Annotated in this window: 17 protein-coding genes; 5 read left to right on the top strand and 12 right to left on the bottom strand. The window is 37.6% G+C overall.

The genetic code is table 11. The annotated features are described in order from the left end of the window. Nucleotides 1-22 precede the first annotated feature (22 nt). On the top strand, nucleotides 23-670 hold the full coding sequence (locus tag J4771_RS12580; RefSeq protein WP_224135337.1) for an MgtC/SapB family protein: 648 nt from the start codon (nucleotides 23-25) through the stop codon (nucleotides 668-670). A gap of 175 nt (nucleotides 671-845) precedes the next feature. On the opposite strand, the gene J4771_RS12575 is transcribed toward J4771_RS12580, so the two are convergent. The 4 genes from J4771_RS12575 to J4771_RS12560 all read right to left on the bottom strand — a co-directional run bounded on the left by J4771_RS12575 (nucleotide 846) and on the right by J4771_RS12560 (nucleotide 5922). Next, the gene (locus J4771_RS12575; RefSeq protein WP_224135336.1) at nucleotides 846-2180 is read right to left on the bottom strand and encodes a trigger factor; all 1335 of its coding nucleotides are present in this window, start codon (nucleotides 2178-2180) and stop codon (nucleotides 846-848) included. Nucleotides 2181-2435: 255 nt separating this feature from the next. Continuing rightward, entirely contained in the window at nucleotides 2436-2984 is a 549-nt protein-coding gene (locus J4771_RS12570; protein WP_224135335.1) for a hypothetical protein, read from the bottom strand. A gap of 105 nt (nucleotides 2985-3089) precedes the next feature. After that, nucleotides 3090-5474: a TonB-dependent receptor gene (locus J4771_RS12565; RefSeq protein ID WP_224135334.1), complete on the bottom strand. Its 2385-nt coding sequence runs from the start codon at nucleotides 5472-5474 to the stop codon at nucleotides 3090-3092. Nucleotides 5475-5565: 91 nt separating this feature from the next. Beyond that, nucleotides 5566-5922: a hypothetical protein gene (locus tag J4771_RS12560; protein ID WP_224135333.1), complete on the bottom strand. Its 357-nt coding sequence runs from the start codon at nucleotides 5920-5922 to the stop codon at nucleotides 5566-5568. Between the two features lie 404 nt (nucleotides 5923-6326). Between J4771_RS12560 and pfkA the strand changes: the two genes are divergently transcribed. The 3 genes from pfkA to J4771_RS12545 all read left to right on the top strand — a co-directional run bounded on the left by pfkA (nucleotide 6327) and on the right by J4771_RS12545 (nucleotide 10058). Further along, on the top strand, nucleotides 6327-7313 hold the full coding sequence (gene pfkA / locus J4771_RS12555) for a 6-phosphofructokinase (protein WP_224135332.1): 987 nt from the start codon (nucleotides 6327-6329) through the stop codon (nucleotides 7311-7313). 161 nt (nucleotides 7314-7474) lie between these two features. Then, entirely contained in the window at nucleotides 7475-8479 is a 1005-nt protein-coding gene (gene gap, locus J4771_RS12550) for a type I glyceraldehyde-3-phosphate dehydrogenase (protein ID WP_224135331.1), read from the top strand. Nucleotides 8480-8852: 373 nt separating this feature from the next. After that, on the top strand, nucleotides 8853-10058 hold the full coding sequence (locus tag J4771_RS12545) for an oxygenase MpaB family protein (RefSeq protein ID WP_224135330.1): 1206 nt from the start codon (nucleotides 8853-8855) through the stop codon (nucleotides 10056-10058). A 49-nt stretch (nucleotides 10059-10107) separates the two neighbouring features. Here the strand turns inward: J4771_RS12545 and J4771_RS12540 are convergent, their stop codons facing one another. Together J4771_RS12540 and J4771_RS12535 are read right to left on the bottom strand one after the other, a co-directional pair. Further along, nucleotides 10108-12969 carry an alpha-amylase family glycosyl hydrolase gene (locus tag J4771_RS12540; RefSeq protein WP_317196350.1) on the bottom strand — a complete coding sequence of 954 codons (2862 nt, stop codon included), beginning with the start codon at nucleotides 12967-12969 and terminating at the stop codon, nucleotides 10108-10110. Nucleotides 12970-13114: 145 nt separating this feature from the next. After that, on the bottom strand, nucleotides 13115-13831 hold the full coding sequence (locus tag J4771_RS12535) for a DUF4230 domain-containing protein (protein WP_224135329.1): 717 nt from the start codon (nucleotides 13829-13831) through the stop codon (nucleotides 13115-13117). Between the two features lie 154 nt (nucleotides 13832-13985). Here J4771_RS12535 and aqpZ point away from each other — a divergent pair, with 154 nt between their 5' ends. Beyond that, a complete protein-coding gene (aqpZ, locus tag J4771_RS12530; RefSeq protein WP_224135328.1) occupies nucleotides 13986-14714 on the top strand; it encodes an aquaporin Z in 729 nt (242 codons plus the stop codon). Nucleotides 14715-14759: 45 nt separating this feature from the next. Here aqpZ and J4771_RS12525 read toward each other — a convergent pair whose 3' ends face one another. The 6 genes from J4771_RS12525 to aceB all read right to left on the bottom strand — a co-directional run bounded on the left by J4771_RS12525 (nucleotide 14760) and on the right by aceB (nucleotide 21073). After that, on the bottom strand, nucleotides 14760-15299 hold the full coding sequence (locus J4771_RS12525; RefSeq protein ID WP_224135327.1) for a hypothetical protein: 540 nt from the start codon (nucleotides 15297-15299) through the stop codon (nucleotides 14760-14762). A gap of 12 nt (nucleotides 15300-15311) precedes the next feature. Continuing rightward, entirely contained in the window at nucleotides 15312-16508 is a 1197-nt protein-coding gene (locus J4771_RS12520) for a LuxE/PaaK family acyltransferase (protein ID WP_449495030.1), read from the bottom strand. A 50-nt stretch (nucleotides 16509-16558) separates the two neighbouring features. After that, a complete protein-coding gene (locus J4771_RS12515) occupies nucleotides 16559-17386 on the bottom strand; it encodes a UDP-2,3-diacylglucosamine diphosphatase (protein WP_224135326.1) in 828 nt (275 codons plus the stop codon). A gap of 50 nt (nucleotides 17387-17436) precedes the next feature. Then, on the bottom strand, nucleotides 17437-17880 hold the full coding sequence (gene queD, locus J4771_RS12510) for a 6-carboxytetrahydropterin synthase QueD (RefSeq protein WP_224135325.1): 444 nt from the start codon (nucleotides 17878-17880) through the stop codon (nucleotides 17437-17439). 218 nt (nucleotides 17881-18098) lie between these two features. Beyond that, nucleotides 18099-19385, bottom strand: coding sequence for an isocitrate lyase (gene aceA, locus J4771_RS12505; protein WP_224135324.1), 1287 nt, complete (start codon nucleotides 19383-19385; stop codon nucleotides 18099-18101). A gap of 110 nt (nucleotides 19386-19495) precedes the next feature. Then, complete coding sequence (gene aceB, locus J4771_RS12500; protein ID WP_224135323.1) at nucleotides 19496-21073, bottom strand: malate synthase A; 1578 nt, start codon at nucleotides 21071-21073, stop codon at nucleotides 19496-19498. Nucleotides 21074-21189 lie beyond the last annotated feature (116 nt).

The raw sequence follows: 21189 nt of genomic DNA, 5'->3' as shown, positions 1-21189 counted from the left end.
CCTTACCTTTAAAAGAAAAAATTTGGAACATTTTGAACTTTTAGATGTTTACAAAGCCATCCTTTCCGCCATTGCAGGACTTATTTTAGGTTTTGAGCGGGAAATGAAGGACAAATCTGCGGGATTAAAAACCATTACCGTGATTTGTTTGGGTTCCACCTTGTTTTCAATCCTTTCTTACAAAGTTTCGGGAACAGGCGACCCAACAAGAATTGCTTCCTATATCGTGAGCGGAATTGGTTTTTTGGGAGCGGGTGTTATTTTCAAGCAGGGATTCAGTGTTCGTGGGTTAACGACGGCAGGAATTATTTGGATTGCAGCTGCGGTGGGAATGTCGATTGGTTTTGGCGAAGTTTATCTGGCGTTTACCTTTTTGGGTTCTGCACTTTTCGTGATTTACTCCGCAGAATATTTGTCGAAAAATTTCTTGCCCCAAAATCATAATAAGACTTTGAAACTCCATATTCAAGCAAAAAATTTTGTGGAAGAGAAAGATGCTATTCTTAATGATTTGAGGCAGATTGCAAAAGATGTTAATGAAGTTGGATTGCAAAAGGAAAAAGGAGAAATTCAGGTGATTCTCGACATGCACATAGATGCGAATAAAGTTACAAGACTTGAAAATTACCTCGCTGAAAATGAAAATATTGTGTTTTTCAGTTACCAATAATTAATAAAAGCCACAAGTCACATAGAAACTATGTACCTGTGTGGCTCAAAAAAATTCAAGAATTGCTCATATAAAAAAATCCGTTTCATTTCTGAAACGGATTTACTATTTTAAACACCCCATCTTCAACAGGTTGAAGACACGCCTCTGAAAGAGGGGAAATCGGTGCGATTACTTACTTTTTCAATTCTTCCAAGAACTCGTCGTGAGAGATTTTGGTTTCTTTTTTAGATGCTTTTTCAAGGATTACGTCTTTCAGTTTTGCCATAGCAACTTCAGATGAAATCTGACGAACTTGTTCTTGGTCTTTCAACATTTCAACCGCATATTTTTGGATTTCCTCATCGCTTAAATGATGGATTCCGTAGATTGCCAACTGATTTCTCACCAATTGTTCCGCCTGTCCAAGAACGTCTGAATATTCCAACTTGATTTCGTTGTCGTTCATCAATTTTCCTTCAAGGATTTGGTATTTCAACACGTTTTTCTCAGCTTCCAAAATTTCTTTTGCCTGTTCTTCAGAGGTGATGTTTTCGTTGCTGAACATCAACCATTTCGTCAAGAAAGTTTCAGGTAGTTTTACTTCTTCTTTCTCGTTGATTTGAGCCAAAATTTTGTTCACGAAATGTACATCCGCATTCTGTTGGAAATATTCATCCAGTTCAGATTTTACTTTAGATTTCAATTCGTCTTCAGATTTTACCGTTCCTTCACCGTACACTTTGTCGAACAAATCTTGATTTAATTCAGCCAAATCCAAACCGTAGAAATCTTTCACTTTCACCTCTAATTCGTCGTGGTGAAGATGCTCAACTTCCTCTTTGCTGAAACCTAATTCTTTCGCCAATTCTTCATTTTTTTTCAAATCAGCTTTAGTTACTTTCACGGTTCCATCCATCGCCAAATCTTTTACCAATTTGAAAGCTTCCTTTTTGTCGGCATTCACAACGGTTTGTTTTGGAGCGTGATGATGTTCACCTTCCGCATTTTCTTCAACGATTTGCGTCACTTCTAAAGCGATGTGAGAATCTTTCCCAATTTTATCCTGTGGAACCTGAGTTGCGAAACGCTTCTGCATGTTTTCGATGCTTTGTCCGATTTCTTTGTCAGATGCTTCTACTTTGTAGTGAGGCGCTTCATATTTTGACAAATCTACCGTGAAATTTGGTTCGTAACCTACTTCGAAAGCCACAGAAAGTTGCTCTGCATTGTGGTTGAAATCATCTACCGGTTGTGGAACAGGTTGACCAACCAATCTCAAATTATTTTCGTTGATATAATTGTTCAGCGCATCAGAAACCTGCTTGTTGATTTCCTCGAAAGCGATTCCTGCTTCATATTGCTTTCTCACCATGCTTAATGGCACTTTTCCTTTTCTGAAACCTGGAACCTGTGCGTTTTTCGCATAATTGATGAGCTGTTTTTCAACTTGGTCTTTGTAGTCTGATTTATCTAAAGTCACTGTAAGCAATGCACTTACATCATCATGTTTTGTCGCTGTAACGTTCATTATTGATTAAAATTTTAGGTTGCAAAAATAGGAATTTTTTTTGACTTATTTAAATGAAAATCAATGGCAATTTTTGCATAGATTGATTTTATTTGAAAAAGTAAATTAAGCCTAAAAATCAATCGGATTCCTCGCTTCGCTCGGAATGACAACATTCATCGCTATATTTTGGCGGGAATCGGCGCGGCGAAGCCGCGCCGATTCCCGCCTTGGTCTTTATTGGGAGGAAGTCATTCCGAACGAAGTGGAATCTATTTAATTCGAAATCCCAAAAATCGCCATTGCATCCGTCTCACCGCCGTTTGCAGTTCCGAAAGCGGTTCCATTCTGTTGTTCGCTGACTGAAACTGCATCGTGATTTACCGTCAAAACCAATTGTGGCGATGTAGAATTGATGGCTTTTACCACATTCCATTTGGTCATTAAACCGACTCTATTTCCGTCTGTTCTTGTGGAAGAAGCATCATCAATCCTTGTCAGATTAATTTGCGAACCTTGAAAATCGAAAATCAGGAAATGTTCATCTTTTGCGGCTTTGATGCTTTCGGTTTCGTCTTCATTTCCATTGAGGAAAATGGCGTTTACGGTGTAAGATTTTCCGTCCGTTAATTTGATGACAGGATTTGTAACGGAATTTATGGTGTAATTATAAGTTTGCGTAATTCCCGTTGCATCGTCTTTCACGTTCAGAATGATGTTTGAAATATCCTCTTGTGAAAGAACGTCCAAGTCTTCATCCGCTCTTGAACAGGAAAATGTTAGGATTAAGGTTAAGAAAAGTATGATGTATTTTAAATGTTTCATTTTATTAATTGTTTGAAATAGTTTGAATAGTTTGAAGTTGTTTGAAATGGTTACTTCCTGATGATTGAATTTTCATCTTCCAGCTTCCAACTTCCATCATCCAGCTTAAAAATTATATTTAATGTTCAGAATAAAATTCCTGCCCATTTCATAAGAGAAAAACCGCATTCTGTTCAAATAATCTTTATAGTTTTTGTTGAAAAGATTCGTCACATTCAAACCTGCGGAAAAACGTTTGCTGAAATCAATTCCCGTTTGAATTCCCCACAAAGAATAAGTTGGAGGCGGCGTTGACAAATCTAAAGTTTTCTCCACTTCTACCCCATTTTCGTAAATAGATATCGATGGATTATATTTCGGAAATCTGTTTTGATGTAAGAAAGTTTGATTTTCTACTTTAAAATAGAAGTTCTTCCATTCCGCTTTTGAAAACTCCAAAATGTTGGAAAAATTCGGCGGCAACATCAGAATTAATGGCTGATTGTTGGTTAAATCTTGTCCGTACACATAAGAGAATCTGCCTTTATAAATAAAGTTTTCGTTGATTTTCAAATTCGCGTCAAAATCCAATCCGTACATTTTTGCATCAATTTGCTCATAACTCCATACAGGAAAAACGCCACGAATCGTGTTTTGAATTCCCGTCGGAACTTCGGTGATGAAATTTTTAGTTAAAAATAAATACGGATTTACCGAAATCTGCAAACCTTGAAGAACGTCGAGTTTCGAATCGATATTCAAATTAAATTGATGACCGTCCTCATTTTTCATTCCCATATTTCCAACCTCGATTACGGCGGCAGAATGGTGAAGTCCGTCCGCAAAAAGTTCTGCAATATTGGGAGTTCGTCCCACCTTCGCATAATTGAATTTTATATCGAAATTATTAGATGGTTTAAGTTCCAAACCTGCATTGAAAGAAAGATTTTTGTAATTCAAAATCGGATTGGTGAAAACTCGGTTTCCTTCTGTGTTCACGTAAAACTGTGGGAAATTTTCGGCATACAGATTTTCCCAGGTGCTCAAATCGTACCATTTTTTTACTTCGTATTTGGTGACATCGAATCTTAAACCTGCTTCTGCATTTAGTCTCGGTGTCATTTTATATTTAAAAATGGAATAAATTCCACCCGAATATTTGTTATAATTCGGAACCAATCTTCTGGCTTGAGTTTCGGGAGTGGAATAATTATACTGATACATCAAATCGATTCCCGTTTCTAAATTCCAATATTGCCTTTCAATTAAATCATTGATATTGAACTGATTGGTAAATAATTCCAAATCCAAAGAAGGAAATTGCGACAATTCACCACGGCGCACATCAAACTCTTTTCTGTGGTTGTACTGAAAACTGTAATCCATCGAAATTTTTCCTAAATTTTCAAACCTTTTAAAAGCAGAAATTTTTGCAAGATGATGTTGAACGTCCTGTTTAGGATTATCAATCGAATAAGAAAAATCCCTTTGATAAATAGGAACATCCGTTGTTAAAGCCTTATAAAAATCCTCCAAATTTCCGATGTCCGAACCGCGATAAATCCCGATTTGCTGATTCGTCACGTTGTAATCGAAAGAAATTCCCCGCAAAAAAGAATTTTTCTGAACTGTGATATTAAAAGAATTGGCTTCAAGACCTGTGTTCATCAGATTGTAGTGAGGTGTTTTTAAATCTCCCAATTTCTTGAAACCGCCATTCGTTTTTACAGCCCAACCATTTTCCCAAGTTTTCAAAAGATGTAAATCGAATCCAATTCCACGACCATTTGAAATTCCCGACAAATTTGCCGAACCTTTTACAGTGTCTTTTTTTGGAAAAACTTCTGGTTCCATCACCACAACTCCACCGATTGCGTCGCTTCCGTATTTCAATGCAGATGCGCCTTTGATAACATCGATGTGTTCAAAATTATTAATGTCCACATTTGGAGCATGTTCCACTCCCCATTCCTGTTCCGCCATTTTCACGCCATTGTTGATGATGGGAACACGACTTCCGTAAAGTCCGTGAATAATAGGTTTTGCAATATTATTTCCCGTTTTTAATGCTCCAACTCCCGAAATATTCGATAAAATATTTCCCAAGTTTGCGGTGGAATTTCTTGCAATAGCTTCTTTATCCAATGTTTTCACAATCATGGAAGCATTGTTTTTATGCGTTCCGTGAATGGTAACGGTTTCAATATCCGCAATGTGATGTTCAAGATTTAGGGTGATTTCCAAATCCTTATTCACCTCTATTTTTTCTGTAAAAGTGTCGCAATTGGGATGATTTGCGGTTAAAGTGTAGGTTCCTTTATTAACATTATTAAAGGTAAAATTTCCGTTTTCGTCGGAAGTTGTGCTGTAGTTTCCAATTTTTATGGAGGTGTTGCTTAAGGGAACTTTGTCGTGAAAATCAATCACTTTTCCCTGAATACTAAATGTGTTTTGTGCGTTAAAAAAAGTCAGTCCGCAAAAGACCAAACAGATATGAATAATAAATTTCATTAAAATTAAATTTTTGAATGGATGGAATACGAAAATGCAAAGACTTCAAATTAAGTCTTTTGCGCTACAATTCGCTAAAAAATGTTTTTAATTAAATGAAATTTGCAGGCGGGCCGCGAAGTTGGAAATAGAAAAGCTGAAGCTTTGCAAACCGTTGCTGATAAGCAAAAATCTGTTTCTTGAATTCAGAAAAATGGTTAAAGTTGAAACTGAAATCCTGTGGAATCAAATATTTTCCCTCGTGAGAAATGTGGCACGAAAGACAGTCGGTAAACTCATGGATGGAATGTCCTTGTGAAAAAGTTTTTTCCGTTTTCTGAAAATGAAAATCCTTGAAAACTTCACCACTTCCGTGATTGTGAAAATTTTGTGAAAACAACACCACGAAAAGATAGACCCCTGTAAAAAGTGTCGCTAGAAATGTTCGTGTGGTTTTGTTTTTCAACATTTGGCGAAATTAAGAATTTTACTAACAATATGACCAATAATTTACCACTTAACTTGTCTCTCCTACGGAGCTCCCTAAAAACATCCCTCTGCTTAACTACAAACTTACGGCTTCTACGAAGCCAATAATAAGTTTCTGATCATTCGGAATTCTTACATTCATGACACCATTTACTGAAAATTTGACAAGCATGCTAAAATCAATAAGAAATAGTAATAAAATCTAACTCCGTGGAACGGGAAAGTTTGTAGGAGAATTTTGATTAGTGGGAGGAAGCTCCGTAGGAGTGACAAGTTAGAATGGATTGAAATCTGAAAATAAACATTGACAAAACAAAAATCTTCCCCTTTAAACATTTAATTATTTCACCTCTTTTTCGTAAATTTGTACTGAAATTTTTACACATGGAAGAAAGCGCAGTAAAGAAGATTGCAGTATTTACTTCAGGAGGCGACGCGCCGGGAATGAACGCTGCATTGAGAGCGGTAGTAAGAACTGCAAATCATTACAACATAGAATGTTACGGAATCCGTGAAGGTTATAACGGTTTAATTAATGACGACTTCATCAAAATGGGACCCCGTTCCGTAAAAAACATCATTACAGAAGGTGGAACGATTTTGAAATCGGCTCGTTCACTTGAATTTAAAACAAAAGAAGGCCGTCAAAAAGCTTACGACAACTTGGTAAAAAGAGGAATTGACGCATTGGTTTGCATCGGTGGAGACGGAACTTTTACAGGAGCGAAAATTTTTAACGAAGAATTCGGAATCAAAGTAATCGGTGTTCCGGGAACGATTGATAACGATATATTCGGAACAGATAATACCATTGGTTACGATACCGCTTTGAATACTGCGATGGAAGCCATTGATAAAATTCGTGATACTGCGACATCGCACAACCGTGTATTTTTCGTGGAAGTGATGGGACGTGACGCTGGATTTATCGCCTTAAACAGTGGAATTGCAACAGGTGCGATCGATATTTTAATTCCTGAACGAAAAGACAGTATTGATGAACTTTTTGCCACTTTCGAACGTGCAGAAAAGGCTGGGAAATCTTCAAGCATCGTGGTAGTTGCTGAAGGTGAAAAATTAGGAAGTATTTATGATATTGCAAAAGCTACAAAAGCAGGTTTCCCTGATTATGACATTCGTGTCGTGGTTTTGGGACACATTCAACGTGGTGGTTCGCCGAGTTGTGCGGACAGAGTTTTGGCGAGTCAGTTAGGATATGGCGCTGTTATCGGCTTGATGGAAGGAAAAAACAATGTTATGGCAGGAATGAAATCAAACAAATTGGTTTATACGCCATTTGAGGAAGCCATTAAAAAACACAATGAGATTGATCAAAATCTGCTGAAGATTTCAGAGATTTTGGCGATTTAGAATTGATGGATGATGGATGATGGAAGCTTTCAGATTCTCGTCATCAATCATGCTTTAACCAAAAAAACTTTTTTCTGAAGAATTTATTTATTAAAATGAATGAATAATTTTTAGAAAATAAAAAGAATAGTAATCCAAAAATTTAATTTAAAATAAAAATTATGTCAACAATCAAAGTAGGAATCAACGGATTCGGTAGAATTGGACGTCTTGTTTTCAGAGCAATGACTGAAAGAGAAAACATTGAAGTAGTAGGAATCAACGACCTCATCAATGCTGAATACATGGCGTATATGCTGAAATATGATTCTGTACACGGTGAATTCAAAGGGGAAGTTTCAACTGAAGGAAACGACCTTATCGTTAACGGAAAAAGAATCAGAGTTACCGCTGAAAAAGACCCAAATAATTTGAAGTGGAACGAGGTAGGTGCAGAATATATCGTAGAATCTACAGGTTTGTTCCTTTCTAAAGAAGCAGCAGAAGCCCACATCAACGCAGGTGCAAAAAAAGTAGTTCTTTCTGCTCCTTCAAAAGATGATACGCCAATGTTCGTAATGGGTGTAAACCACAAAGAATTGACCGACGATATTAAAATTTTCTCCAACGCTTCCTGTACAACCAACTGTCTTGCTCCTTTGGCAAAAGTAGTTCACGATAATTTTGGAATTGTGGAAGGTTTAATGACGACTGTTCATGCTACAACAGCAACACAAAAAACTGTTGATGGACCTTCAGTAAAAGATTGGAGAGGTGGTCGTTCTGCATTGAACAACATTATCCCATCTTCAACAGGTGCTGCAAAAGCGGTTGGGAAAGTAATCCCTTCTTTGAACGGAAAATTGACAGGAATGTCTTTCCGAGTTCCTACAGCAGACGTTTCTGTAGTTGACTTAACGGTGAGATTAGAAAAACCAACTTCTTACGAAGAAATTTGCCAAGCGATGAAAGCTGCTTCTGAAGGAGAATTGAAAGGAATCCTTGGTTACACTGAAGATGCCGTAGTTTCTCAAGATTTCGTGGGTGAAAAGAGAACTTCCGTGTTCGATAAGGATGCAGGAATTATGTTGTCGCCAAACTTCGTGAAATTGGTTTCTTGGTATGACAACGAAATGGGTTATTCTAATAAATTGACTGATTTGTTGGTACACTCTGCTTCTTTATAATTAGCAATAATCATTTAGCAATGAGTAATATAAACCTTCCGATTGGGAGGTTTTTTTATGGCAAATCCCTCTCCAACGCTTACTGAATGTTGGTGTAACCTTCCCGCATCTCGGGTCGGGCTATACGTTTCAATCTTTTTGGCGGCGGCTTCGCCGCCGCCAAAAAGGATTTCCACTACTATCCCTTTTGCAATAGAATTTGTAAAGGAGATTTCGGCGTAAAACTTGTTTCAATTTTATCAATATAACCGCAAAAAAAATTTTGAATATAGGATATTCAACAATCGGAGTTGGAAAAAGCCAGCAACATCCCTACACAAAAGCGGCAAGAATTGAAAACGGAAAACTTGTTTATCATTAAAAATCAACTAGAATGGTTGCAGAACCTACTTTTATTCAAAGTCAGCATTTCAAAAATTTTTGGGAAAAAGGAAACGGAAAACAGCTTTTAGATTGGGCGGAATACAGGGTTGATGTTGAAAAATTTAAAAAGTATGCCCATCTTTATTATGAAGTTGATGATTTAGGTGATGAAGTCGTAAAGGAAACCTATCTAAAACTTCCGTATCACGAAGCAAGTTCTTTGATTGAAAAATATTCCAGGTCAAAAATTTCTGGAGACGATAATGTTCCCGAAAGTGTGAAAAAACTTTTTCTACAAATGCAGGAAACTCCGGCTTGGTTTAATGAAGATTTAGCCAACATCGGTGCAAGATTCTGCATGAGAAGCGGCACAAATGCATTGATTATTTTACGCGATTTCACTTTGATGGGCGGTTACGATTTTGCCTACCTCAACAAACCTTTGATTTTTACGGGAGCTTTAAAAAAAGGCGCGGTAAAAAGATTAAAAGACACCCTTGAGTTTTGGGTAAACGTTACACGAGAAAACGCACTGAAAACCAATTCCGAAGCCTATCAATTGATTGTACGAACTCGCTTGATGCATTCTTACGCTCGAGTAAAAATCAAGGAAAAAACTGAAAATTGGGACTATAAAAATTGGGGAGAACCCATCAATTCTTGGGATATGATTGCGACTTATACCGGTTTTAGCTTGGTATTCATGCAGGGTTTGAAAAAATTAGGAGTAAAAATTTCAGAACAGGAAGAATTGGGAGTTTTTCATCTTTGGAAATACATTGGTTATCTTTTGGGAATTCCGCCCGAATTTTTACCCGAAAATAAACGGCAAGCCGTTGAACATTTGTATTTATGGAGTTCTACCCAGAATAAAGGTGATGAAGATTCCATCCATTTAGCAAAAGCGTTGCTTGATGAAAATCTTGAAAACACCATTTACAAATATCCGTTTCAAAGAAAATTGTTGCTGAATCTCCATCAAAGCATGAATTGGTTTTTAATCGATAAAGAAATTAATGAACGTTTGAGCATCCCGAAAGTTTCAGTTTCAGCAATCTTTCCAAAAATAGTCGTTCAAACCAACAAAATTTCGCAAAAAATTTTCGATTTAAATAATCCCGAGAAATATCAGAAATTAGTCGAATTAGGAAACAAACAGCAAATGCAGGTTTTACGGGATTATATCAAACACACTCCGAAAGATTTTCATTATTAAAAAACGGCCCGCAAATATGCGAGCCGTTTTAGATCTATTCAAAAGTTAATTACTTCACAACCATTTTTGTTACCGCAACACCTTTGTCGGATTTCAATTGAATTAAGTACATTCCTGATTTCAATCCGTTGATAGAAACCGCCTCATCGCCATTAGATTTTGCTGTTTTCACAGACTTCACCAATTTTCCTGAAAGGTCATAAATCGCTAAAGTTCCGTTGACTGCATTCGTGTATCTGATGTTTGCAGTTCCGTTGGTAACCGGATTTTGAGTGATCACTAAACTCACTGCATTCTTCACATTTCCGGTTTCGCTGGTTGCCAAAGCAGGTGCATTTCCAAAAATTCTGAATCCTCCTGCTTCAATGGTAATTGGGGCAGTTGTACTTGCAACAGGTACTGCAGAATTATCCATTAAATTTACCCAGTTTCCTGTGTACGGAAAGTCTGGAACAATGCTTTGTGATGAAGTGGTAAAGTTGGCCAAAATCACTACATTTTTCAAAGGTTCAGTACTTGCATCGTTCCAAATAAAAATTCTAGGCATTAAGTTTCCAGATTCAACGTTAAAAGTTTTGGTGTTAAATACCTGACTGGAGAGTCTTATCTCTAAAATTTTTGCCCAAGTGTCATAAACAGATTTTCTTGCCGCATCTGTGTCATAATTTAGTCCGAAAGCGGATGGTTTTGGATCAAGTTTACAATCTCCCGGAGTTGCATCATTATCAGTATTTACCGTTCCATTGGTACACATAAAAATACTCTTATCAAATCCTAGTTCCGCAAACTGCCAAATCATTTTCGGACCAGGAACCGTTAAAAACACGGCACCATAAGATTTTTGTCTTTGTAGTGCTTCTGCAAGAGTGTTCGCTCCCGGTGCACCAAAATTAATATTCTTGTACATGATTCGCTCTTCATCATGACTTTCGCCATAACTCATTGCTCTTCTTTCTGTGAAACCGTGGGCTGAATATTTTACTCTGTTGAAGTTACTGTTTGTAGCAAATCCCATCGTATTCTGATTGTAAGGATTGGTTTCTTTATCCCACATCATTACCCCTTTACCTTCAGCAATTTTGTAGTTTGCCCAAGCTGCTTCTTCAGAGTCTGTTCCTAAATGCTCAAAAATGACGTAAGAAGTTGGATCCCAACTCCATTGATAATCTGCATAACCTCTTAATATATTTACTCGGTCAATTTGAAAAGCGTTAGTACAAGTATCGTCACCTGCAGTACAAGCTTGCGTGAAACCTTTGGTTAAATCCCAACGGAAACCATCAACTTTATACTCCTTAATCCACTGCTCCAAAACACGGTTCACGTAATATTTTGTTTCCGCTTTTGAGTGGTTAAAGTCGTTAAATACGCTGTATGAATGTTTCGCAACCTGATTGAAAAAAGGATTATCTGCTGCAGGATCTCCGAAACCGTCACCATCTGGATCGATCATCCACATTCTTTCCAGTGGATTTCTTCCTGTCGCGTGATTCAATGCGATATCTAAGATAACTGCAATTCCATTTTGGTGACATAAGTCGATGAATTCCTTGAATTTTTCTGGAGTTCCGTATGCTTTATCCAACGCATAATGGAAAGCGGTGTTATAACCCCAAGAATTGTTTCCGTCAAATTCCATCACAGGCATTAACTCCACTGCATTGATTTTCAACGATTTTAAATACGAAATTTTATCAATCAATGACTGCCAAGTTTGCTGTGTGGTGAAATCTCTTACCAAAAGTTCATAAACAATCAGGTTTTCTTTAGCAGGTTTCGCGAAATTCGTCACCACCCATGGATAAGCAGGTTTTGCAGTTTGAATCACCGAAACTTCAAAACTTTGTCCTGTTGGATAAGCGGGAAGATTAGGATACACTACAGCATTCTGGTTGATGTATGGATCGTCGTAAGGAGATAAAACCAATGGAGAATAAGGATCTGCAACCTTAATTCCGTCCGCAGTTCGGTACTGGAAGGTATAAATCTGTTGTGGGGTTAAACCTGTAATTTCAATCCAGTAGAGATTGGTGTTTGAAGTATCTCTTTTCATGAGATAGTTTCCGTTCACCGCCCAGTTATTAAAACTTCCGATAACATGAACATACGCTTTTCCTGGAGCATATAACGCTAGACCAACTTTGGTTGGATCTGCAGGATCGTAATTAATTCCCTGTCTCATGTAGGCTGGAATTGGCGCAGAAGTTACCGGTAAAGATAAAGAAACGGTGAATGTTTTGGTAACCACAGTTCCATCTGCAGGATTCGTTGCCACCACATCAATTGTTGCATCCTGTGTTACAGTATAGGCATAATTAAGCGTTGTAGAAGGCGCAGAACTCGTATAAACTGGATTTCCGTTTGATTTCACCACATAATTTGCAGCCAAAGAAGCAGTCCCTGTAATGTTGATCACCGTTCCGGAATTCACTACATTGATACTTCCTGCAGGTGGATTTGTAAGGTTAAACTGAAATCTTCCCACATTGAGCGATCCGTCCTCGGATTGTACAGAACCGTTTACTGTTTTTACTAAAAATCCGATAGATTTAAGTGGATTGGCTCTATTTCCAAAGAAAGATTTTACAGTATTCATCGTAAACGTGTACGTTCCTGTTGAACCTGAGCTGGAAACATAAGTCAGTTTGTTTGCAGCATTTGAAGCCGCCCAGGTTCCATTTGTAGGACAGTCAGCTTGCGCACCGTTGATATCGGTTGACCAGGCCCACAAATAAAGTGCATGAGAACTTGCAACACCATAAGCAGTTTCGTTTACTGTAAAAGTTATGGTGATTGCCTCAGTTTCGTCAAAGGTTGGTGGATTTACCGTGAAAACGTTCGGCTGTTTTTGAGCCAAAGCGAAAAATGGTAATAATACAGCCAAGAATAGCGTGTAAAAATATTTCATCATATTTAAAATTTTAAGGGTGTAAAAATATAAAAAGTTATAATACAAACGGCATATTAATAACAATATTTCAACAGATTGTAAGCATCATTTAAGTATCGAAAATAATACACTCTAAAAACAACTATTTCTCAACAGGAGACATTATCTATAATCCTGAAAAGCCAATCTGACTTTTGCTTTCAGAGATTTTTGATGGATTCTCCAGAAAAAAGTTTTTCGTTTCAAGCAGCTCCGTTAGCAACATTCTCATTTGTTCTGCAGCCACTTCCGGAAGGTGCGATTTTTTCGCTGCTTCAATGACCTGTCTTTTTCCGTTCTGCTGAATCTTGGCCAAATCATCTTTACTAAACAGGTTAAAAAACTGTTCCTCGATATTGTAATATTTATAATCAGTTTCTGTTGAAAGAATTTCAGGAGCGGGAAAATTGAGGAGTTTTACTTTTCGGTTTTGCTCATCGACTTCCCATTTGAATTTTTCAAAATCATAACCTACCAAAACTTTCGCCTGAACGATCACCAACGCTTTCTTCTTTGAAGGAATAAAGTTGAAAAGCTTCGTACTTTCTTCGTAATTGTAAATCTCGTTAAAATGTCCTTCGGCAGAAACCACCTTGAAAACCTTCCTCATACTTTCTGCAATAGTGTGCGAACTCTCTTTAATTACAGGTGCTTCAGCTCTAAAATTTTTTGTTGCAAGAAATGCTATAATTCCTCCTAAAACCAAACCCAGCAACAGCATAATCAAAATCATCAAACCGCTGCTTCCCGCATTGGGCTTCATCAACTGCATAATTAGATAACCCAATCCAAGAAAGGTAATCACTGCAGCCGACCACAAAATAATTCTAAGATTTTTTGGCATTGTATTTTTTTACAAATTTAGCGAATAAACAAATTAATAATGAATTAAATAAAGCTTTATAGATTTTTTTCTTCACACCCAATTTTACCGAAGATATGAATGTTTAATTTAAAAAATACTTCTAAATTTGAATGAACTTTAAAATTAAACTATTATGTCAAAAAAATTAGCAGCTGAGTTCTTCGGCACGTTTTGGTTGGTTTTCGGTGGGTGTGGAAGTGCGATTTTCGCTTCACAAATCGCTCCGTCTGCAACCGGTGGTCAACTCGGAATCTTACTTTTAGGAGTTGCTTTAGCTTTCGGTCTTACTGTTCTTACCATGGCTTATGCAGTAGGACACATTTCTGGAGGTCATTTTAATCCTGCAGTTTCGTTCGGATTAATGGCAGGTGGTAGATTTTCTGGAAAAGAACTTCTACCGTATATTGTGGCACAGTGTATTGGTGCAATTGCTGCTGCAGGAGCTTTGTTTGTAATCAATGGTGGTTCTGGCGACGGTTCAGCGGGATCATTTGCCACAAATTTTTATGAATCAGCAGTTTACTTCGGAAAAAGCTACAGCGCAATGCAGGCTTTCCTTGCTGAATTTTTGTTAACGATGTTCTTTGTAATTGTTATTATGGGAACAACCGACAAATTTGCAAACGGAAAATTCGCGGGAATTGCAATCGGATTATGCTTAACATTAATTCACTTAATCTCTATCCCAATTACCAACACTTCAGTAAATCCTGCGAGATCTTTGTCTCAAGCAGTTTTTGTTGGCGGACAAGCTCTTTCCCAACTTTGGTTGTTCTGGGTTGCTCCAATTGCAGGTGCGGTTGTAGGCGGATTAATCTACAAAATGCTTTTGCAGAGAGGCGATACCGAAGTTTTAGCTTAAAAATTATCCCAATAAAGAGATAAACCGTTCAAGATTTTGAGCGGTTTATTTTTTTGAAAGAAACTGATTCGGCAAAATCAATTCCTCAAATTTCCCCTTTGCTTCAAGCTTTTTGAAATAATAATTTCTTGCCATCAACCTCAACATCAAATCCTTATCTACCAAATCCCAGAATTGTTGTTGATGAACCTGCGTAGGTTTTCTGCTTTCATAAAATTCGGTCTCCCAAGAATCTGGATTGTGGTAAAACTCGATGATTCCGCAATGTACGGGAATTTCGTCATGTGCAATCATTCCCATCGGCAATAGAAAACTAAATTGGTTGCAAAGATAATCGCCACAAGAAATCTTGTCGTGTTTCAAGAATTTTTGATTGGTTTTTTGGTTAAGATACTTCTTTTTAAAGTCGTTTTTAAAATCACTTTTAGAAAATTTAATCTCAATTTCGTGGCTGAAACCTTCTGAATTCACCAACAAAATATCCGCTTCCCAATCCGAATGGAAATGATTGGTCAACACCAAATCCTTCTCAAAATCTGAAAAATGGTGGATGAAATTGTAGGTAAGTTCTTCTATTTTTATCATTTTTGAAAAAATTTACGAAACCAACAAACTGCAACCACGAATATCCGAATGATCAATCCTTCCTAAGACTTGGAATCTTTTGTTTTGGATCGGAGTTTTGTCATGCTGAGGTTCGCGAAGCATCTTAACAGATTCATCTTCAAAACCAAATTTTTCCTTGTCATTCCGAGCATTTTCTAATTCTAAAAACAAATCATTATCGTCATTCCGAGCAAAGCGCGGAACCTCAAAATCGTTTTTGTCATTCTGAGCATTGCGAAGAATCTCAGGATTATTTATAATCCTGCCCAAATCCTGCGTCGCAATAAACGAACAGGAATGCCGATTCGCTAAATCAATTATATTAATAGCGCCATTTCTTCCATCTTCCAAATATGAGAAAGGATCTTCGGCATTTCTTATCAAAACCCGCATCCAGTTTGGAGTTTCATAAATATTTTCGCCTAAAGAATACGCTTGCGAAAGCAGTTCCGTCATGGAATATTCCGAAAAAATCCGTTCTGTCCCGAAACCTTTTTTAAAGATTTTCAAGAGTTCATCTTTGGTCATTTCCTCTTTTCTGCCCTTCATTCCACCGGTTTCGATAATGGTGAGCGCGTTTGAGAATTTGAGCGTTTGAGCGTTTGAATGAAGAAAATCCAAAAAATCGAGAAGTGCGAAAGAAACCCCGAAGAGAATGACTTTTTTATCATTCAGTTTATTTAAAAGTTCTAATAATTCTTTGTGGTTGTAAAGAAAATACCCGTTTTCAGGTTTACCTGATTTTTTCATCAGAAAATCAACCATATAAATTAGGGAAGAATGTGGATTTTCAGAATAATTTGGCAGTAAACCGATGAAAATAAAATCTTCCGGTTTTCCGATAAACTGCTCGAAACTTTTGTAGATGCTTTCTTCATACAAAGAAAAGTCGGCTATGAAATGCTTGGAACGAGTCTGAATCTGTGTAGTTCCCGAACTTTGAAAGAAATTTACTGGTTTGTCAGTCTGAGCGAAGTCGAAGACTTTGTCTAAAACCAAATGATTTTTAAATGTTTCGATCGGCAGAAATGGAATTTTTTCAACCTCATCAATTTCGTTTGTATTGATTTTTAAATAGTCACAAAACTTCCGGTAAACCTCAATATTTTGGTATTGATAGCGGAATGTTTCCAGACATTTTTGTTGGAAATCGGTTTCAGATTTTATGTGGAACATATCTTCAATCATAAGCAACCATTAAGGTATTATGGAAATTAGGAATGAATACTAATAATTACTTAATGGTCAAATTTCTTTAATTCAAACTCATTATGAAATACCCCATAAGTAAAGTAAGAAATCCAGTCACCAAGATTGATGTATTTCGCTTTTCCGCCCTCCAAATCGAGAACCATTGGTAAATGACGGTGACCGTAAATGAAATAATCGATTTTCTCGGTTTTCAGTTTTTCCTTGGAATAGATGATGAGAAATTCTTTGTCCTCGCCTAAAAACTCCTTGTCTTCCTCGCCGGAAATCATTTTGTTTTTGGTGGAAAAATAAATCGCCACCTTCATCGCAATATCAGGATGAAGCCATTTGAAAGCCCATTGCGCAACTGGATTGGTAAATAATTTTTTCATCCGCTTGTAACCTTTATCTCCCGGTCCAAGTCCGTCTCCGTGTGCGAGCAGAAAATTTTTCCCGTTGATTTCAAAATACTGTTTGTCAAAAAAAACTTTGCAGCCGATTTCTTCCTCGAAATAATTTTTCATCCACAAATCGTGGTTTCCCACGAACATATACAAATCAATTCCAGAATCTTTCAGTTCCGCCAATTTTCCTAAAACCCGGACATAGCCTTTCGGAATTACGTGGTTCCATTCGTGCCAAAAATCGAACAAGTCCCCCATCAGAAACAAAACCTGCGCATCATTTTTGATTTCATCCAGCCAATGAATGAATTTCTCCTCCCGCTTCTTGCTTTCAGCCGCAGTTGGCGCGCCGAAATGCTGGTCGGAACAGAAATAGATTTTATTATTTTCTTGAAGATGAATAATCCCCCTTTCCCCCAAAGCGGCAGCAATGTTAACTTCTGAGGAAAAATTTTGTTCTTCTGATACCATAATTTAATTTGAAAACTGCTTCAAAAATTCCCCTTTGGGGTTAGGGGATTTTAATTCTCTTCCGCAAACCATTCCCCATAAGAATTTTCGGTTTCATGCAATTTCAGATACGCTAATTGAACATGATTAGGCAATCGGCTTTTCACTTTTTCCGCTATTTCATAAAGCATATTTTCACAAGTTGGCTGAAATTTACAATAAATCACTTTATGTCCTTTTTGTTCCAAATCTTCGCCCAATTCTTTGTGCGGAGAAAGCGCATTTATCAAAACGGCGTGATCCCAAACTTCGATGATTTCTTCCTTTACAATTTTTTTGATGTCGCCAAAATCCACAACCATTCCGTTTTTTGGATTTTCCAAGTCATTGATGGGTTTTCCTTTCACCGTTACAAAAAGTTTATAGGAATGTCCGTGCATATTTTTGCATTTCCCGTCGTAATTGTAGAGAACGTGGGCTGTTTCGAAGGTGAAAATTTTGGTGATGCGTATCATGGTGCAAAGATAATGTTTTGGTTGGAAGTTGGAAGCGGGAAGTTGGAAGTGAAAAAATCCTCCCAAAAAAATTTGGAAGGACTTCACTTAACAATTAAAATTATGGAAATTAGATTTGAGACTTTGAGATTTGAGACACGAGACAAATCGCATTGAGCATTTAAAAAATTCTCCACTCTCAAATTTCCACTCTCAAATCTCTAAATCTCTTGTGTAAATCAATGAAACTGTTCCGCTTCCGTAGAACCAGCCAAAGCCGTTGTAGAAGCATTTCCGGAAGTGACCACCGTTTGAATTTGGTCGAAATAGGAAGTTCCCACAAAACTTTGGTGTTTCACCGCACGGAAACCTTCTTTCTGCAATGCAAATTCTCTTTCCTGAAGTTCGGAATATCCTGCCATTCCTCGTTTTTTGTAAGCCAACGCCAACTCAAACATCGAAGTATTCAACGCATGGAAACCAGCCAAAGTGATGAATTGGAATTTGTAACCCATTTTCGCCAACTCTTCGCGGAACGTTTCCATTTCTGCAACCGATAATTTCGCTGCCCAATTGAAACTTGGTGAACAGTTATACGCCAACATTTTTCCAGGGAATTTCGCATGAATTCCTTCTGCAAATTTTCTTGCGTAATCCAAATCAGGGTTTGAAGTTTCCATCCAAATTAAATCGGCGTACGGAGCGTAAGACAAACCTCTGTCGATTCCTTGTTCTACTCCATTTTTTACATAATAGAATCCTTCGGAAGTTCTTTCTCCCGTGATGAATTTGTGGTCTCTTTCGTCGATATCGGAAGTCAATAAATCGGCTGCATCCGCATCAGTTCTCGCAACCAAAACCGTAGGAACGCCGCAAACATCGGCTGCAAGACGCGCCGCAATTAGTTTGTTAATCGCTTCTTGTGTCGGAACCAAAACTTTTCCTCCTAAATGTCCACATTTTTTTGCGGAAGATAATTGGTCTTCAAAATGAACTCCGGCTGCACCTGCTTCAATCATTTGTTTCATCAGTTCGAAAGCGTTCAAATTTCCACCGAAACCCGCTTCTGCATCAGCTACGATTGGAACGAGATATTCTTTTCTGTTCACTTCGTCCACATTGTTTACGGTCTGGATTTGGTCGGCTCTCAACAACGCATTATTAATTTTTTTCACAACGGAAGGAACCGAATTTGCAGGATACAGACTTTGGTCGGGATACATTTCGCCGCTCAAATTCGCATCGGCTGCAACTTGCCATCCTGAAAGATAGATTGCTTCCAAACCGGCGTCCACTTCCTGAACCGCCTGATTTCCCGTCAATGCGCCCAAACCTGCCACGAAATCTTGATTATTCAGTTTTTTCCACAATTTCTCTGACATTAATTGGGCAATAGTGTAATCGAGTTTGTAGCTTCCCCGAAGTTTCAGCACTTCTTCTGCGGAATAAGGTCTTTTAATACCGTTCCATCTTGGGTTTTCTAACCATTCCTGTTCCAGTTTCTGGATTTGTTCTTGATTTTTCATATCTCAATTTTTTGTTTGATTTTGTTTGAATTTGTTTGATATAATTTGATATTGTTTGATGAAAATTCACTGCGAAGCAAATTCACGCAAAGCAATTCACCATTGACTTTTTACAGATATTTGTAAGCAGAAAGCGTCAAAAACTCCTCAAAATGGTCATTCATCACCAAGTCATCAAAAATCTCCGCCGCCAATTTGAATTTCCCATTGTTAAAGCGTTCCTCGCCAACATATTTTTTGATGTTTTCGAGTTCTTCATCTTGCCATTTCATTACCATTCCTGGAAGCAACGTTCTGCCGTCGTCCAATTTCGCTTCATTTTTCAGCCATTGCCAAACTTGGGTCCTCGAAATTTCTGCCGTTGCAGCGTCTTCCATTAAATTGTAAAGTGCGGCCGCTCCAACTCCCATCAACCAGGATTCGATGTAGAGAATTCCTACGTTGATGTTTTTTCGAACGCCTTTTTCGGTAATTGTTCCTTTTGGAATTTCGATTAAATCACTTTCAGAAACTTGATATTCCTCGAATTTTTTGTCGATTTGATTTTTCGTCGGCATGAATTCATCAAAAATTTCTTTCGCAACCGGAACCAATCCTGGATGCGCAACCCAAGTTCCGTCGTGTCCGTTTTTCACTTCCCGCTCCTTATCTGCACGTACTTTTGCGTAGGCGATTTTATTTTCTTCCTCGTTATTCTTTACTGGAATTTGCGCCGCCATTCCGCCCATTGCATGAACTCCTCTTTTGTGGCAAACCTGAATTACCCGTTTTGAATAGGCATTCATAAAAGGCGAAGTCATCGTTACCTGATCGCGATCAGGCACTACAAAACCCGAAATGTTTCTAAATTTTTTGATGTAGGAAAAAATATAATCCCATCTCCCGCAATTCAAACCTGAACTGTGTTCTTTTAATTCAAATAAAATTTCATCCAATTGAAAAGATGCGGTAATGGTTTCAATTAAAACAGTAGCTTTTATTGTTCCTTGCGGAATTCCAAGATAATTTTGGGCAAAAACGAAAACATCATTCCACCAACGGGCTTCTTTGTAATGTTCTAATTTTGGCAAATAAAAATAAGGTCCGCTTCCGTTTTCCAACAATTTTTTGGCGTTTCTGAAAAAATAAATTCCAAAATCTGTTAACGAACCAGAGGCTTTCTCTCCATTAATTTCAATATGTTTTTCATCCAAATGTAATCCTCTCGGACGAACCAATAAAACCGCTAATTTTTCACCTAGTTTGTAAGATTTTCCTTCTTCATTTACAAAATCAATTTTCCTGTTAATCGCATCGGAAAGATTAATTTGTCCTTCCAGACAATTTTCCCAAGTCGGCGAATTGGAATCCTCAAAATCCGCCATAAAAGTAGAAGCTCCGGAATTTAAAGCATTGATAATCATTTTTCGGTCAACGGGACCGGTAATTTCCACTCTTCTATCGAGCAAATCTTGTGGAAGCGGCGCACAAGTCCAGTTTCCGTTTCGGATTTCCAAAGTTTCTTCCGGAAATTTTGGTTTTTGACCTAAATCAAAATCGATTTGCTTTAGTTTTCTTTGGTCGAGAAGACGACGGCGTTTCACATTGAAATTCTCATGAAGCGCAGTAAGAAAATCCACTAATTCAGGGGAAAAAACATCTTCGTATTGATGCTCTGCTAAGATTTTGAATTGAGTTACTGTTTCCATTTTGACTAATATTTTGTGATTTGACGTGACAAATGTAAAAATAAATTTTCACATACAGCGAACGTTCGCTAAATATTTTCAAAAATAATTATGCGAACAATCGCAAAATTTCCTAT

This window comes from Candidatus Kaistella beijingensis (assembly GCF_020084865.1).
In the GTDB taxonomy this organism is placed as follows: domain Bacteria; phylum Bacteroidota; class Bacteroidia; order Flavobacteriales; family Weeksellaceae; genus Kaistella; species Kaistella beijingensis.
This window is presented reverse-complemented; position numbering and strand designations above follow the sequence as displayed.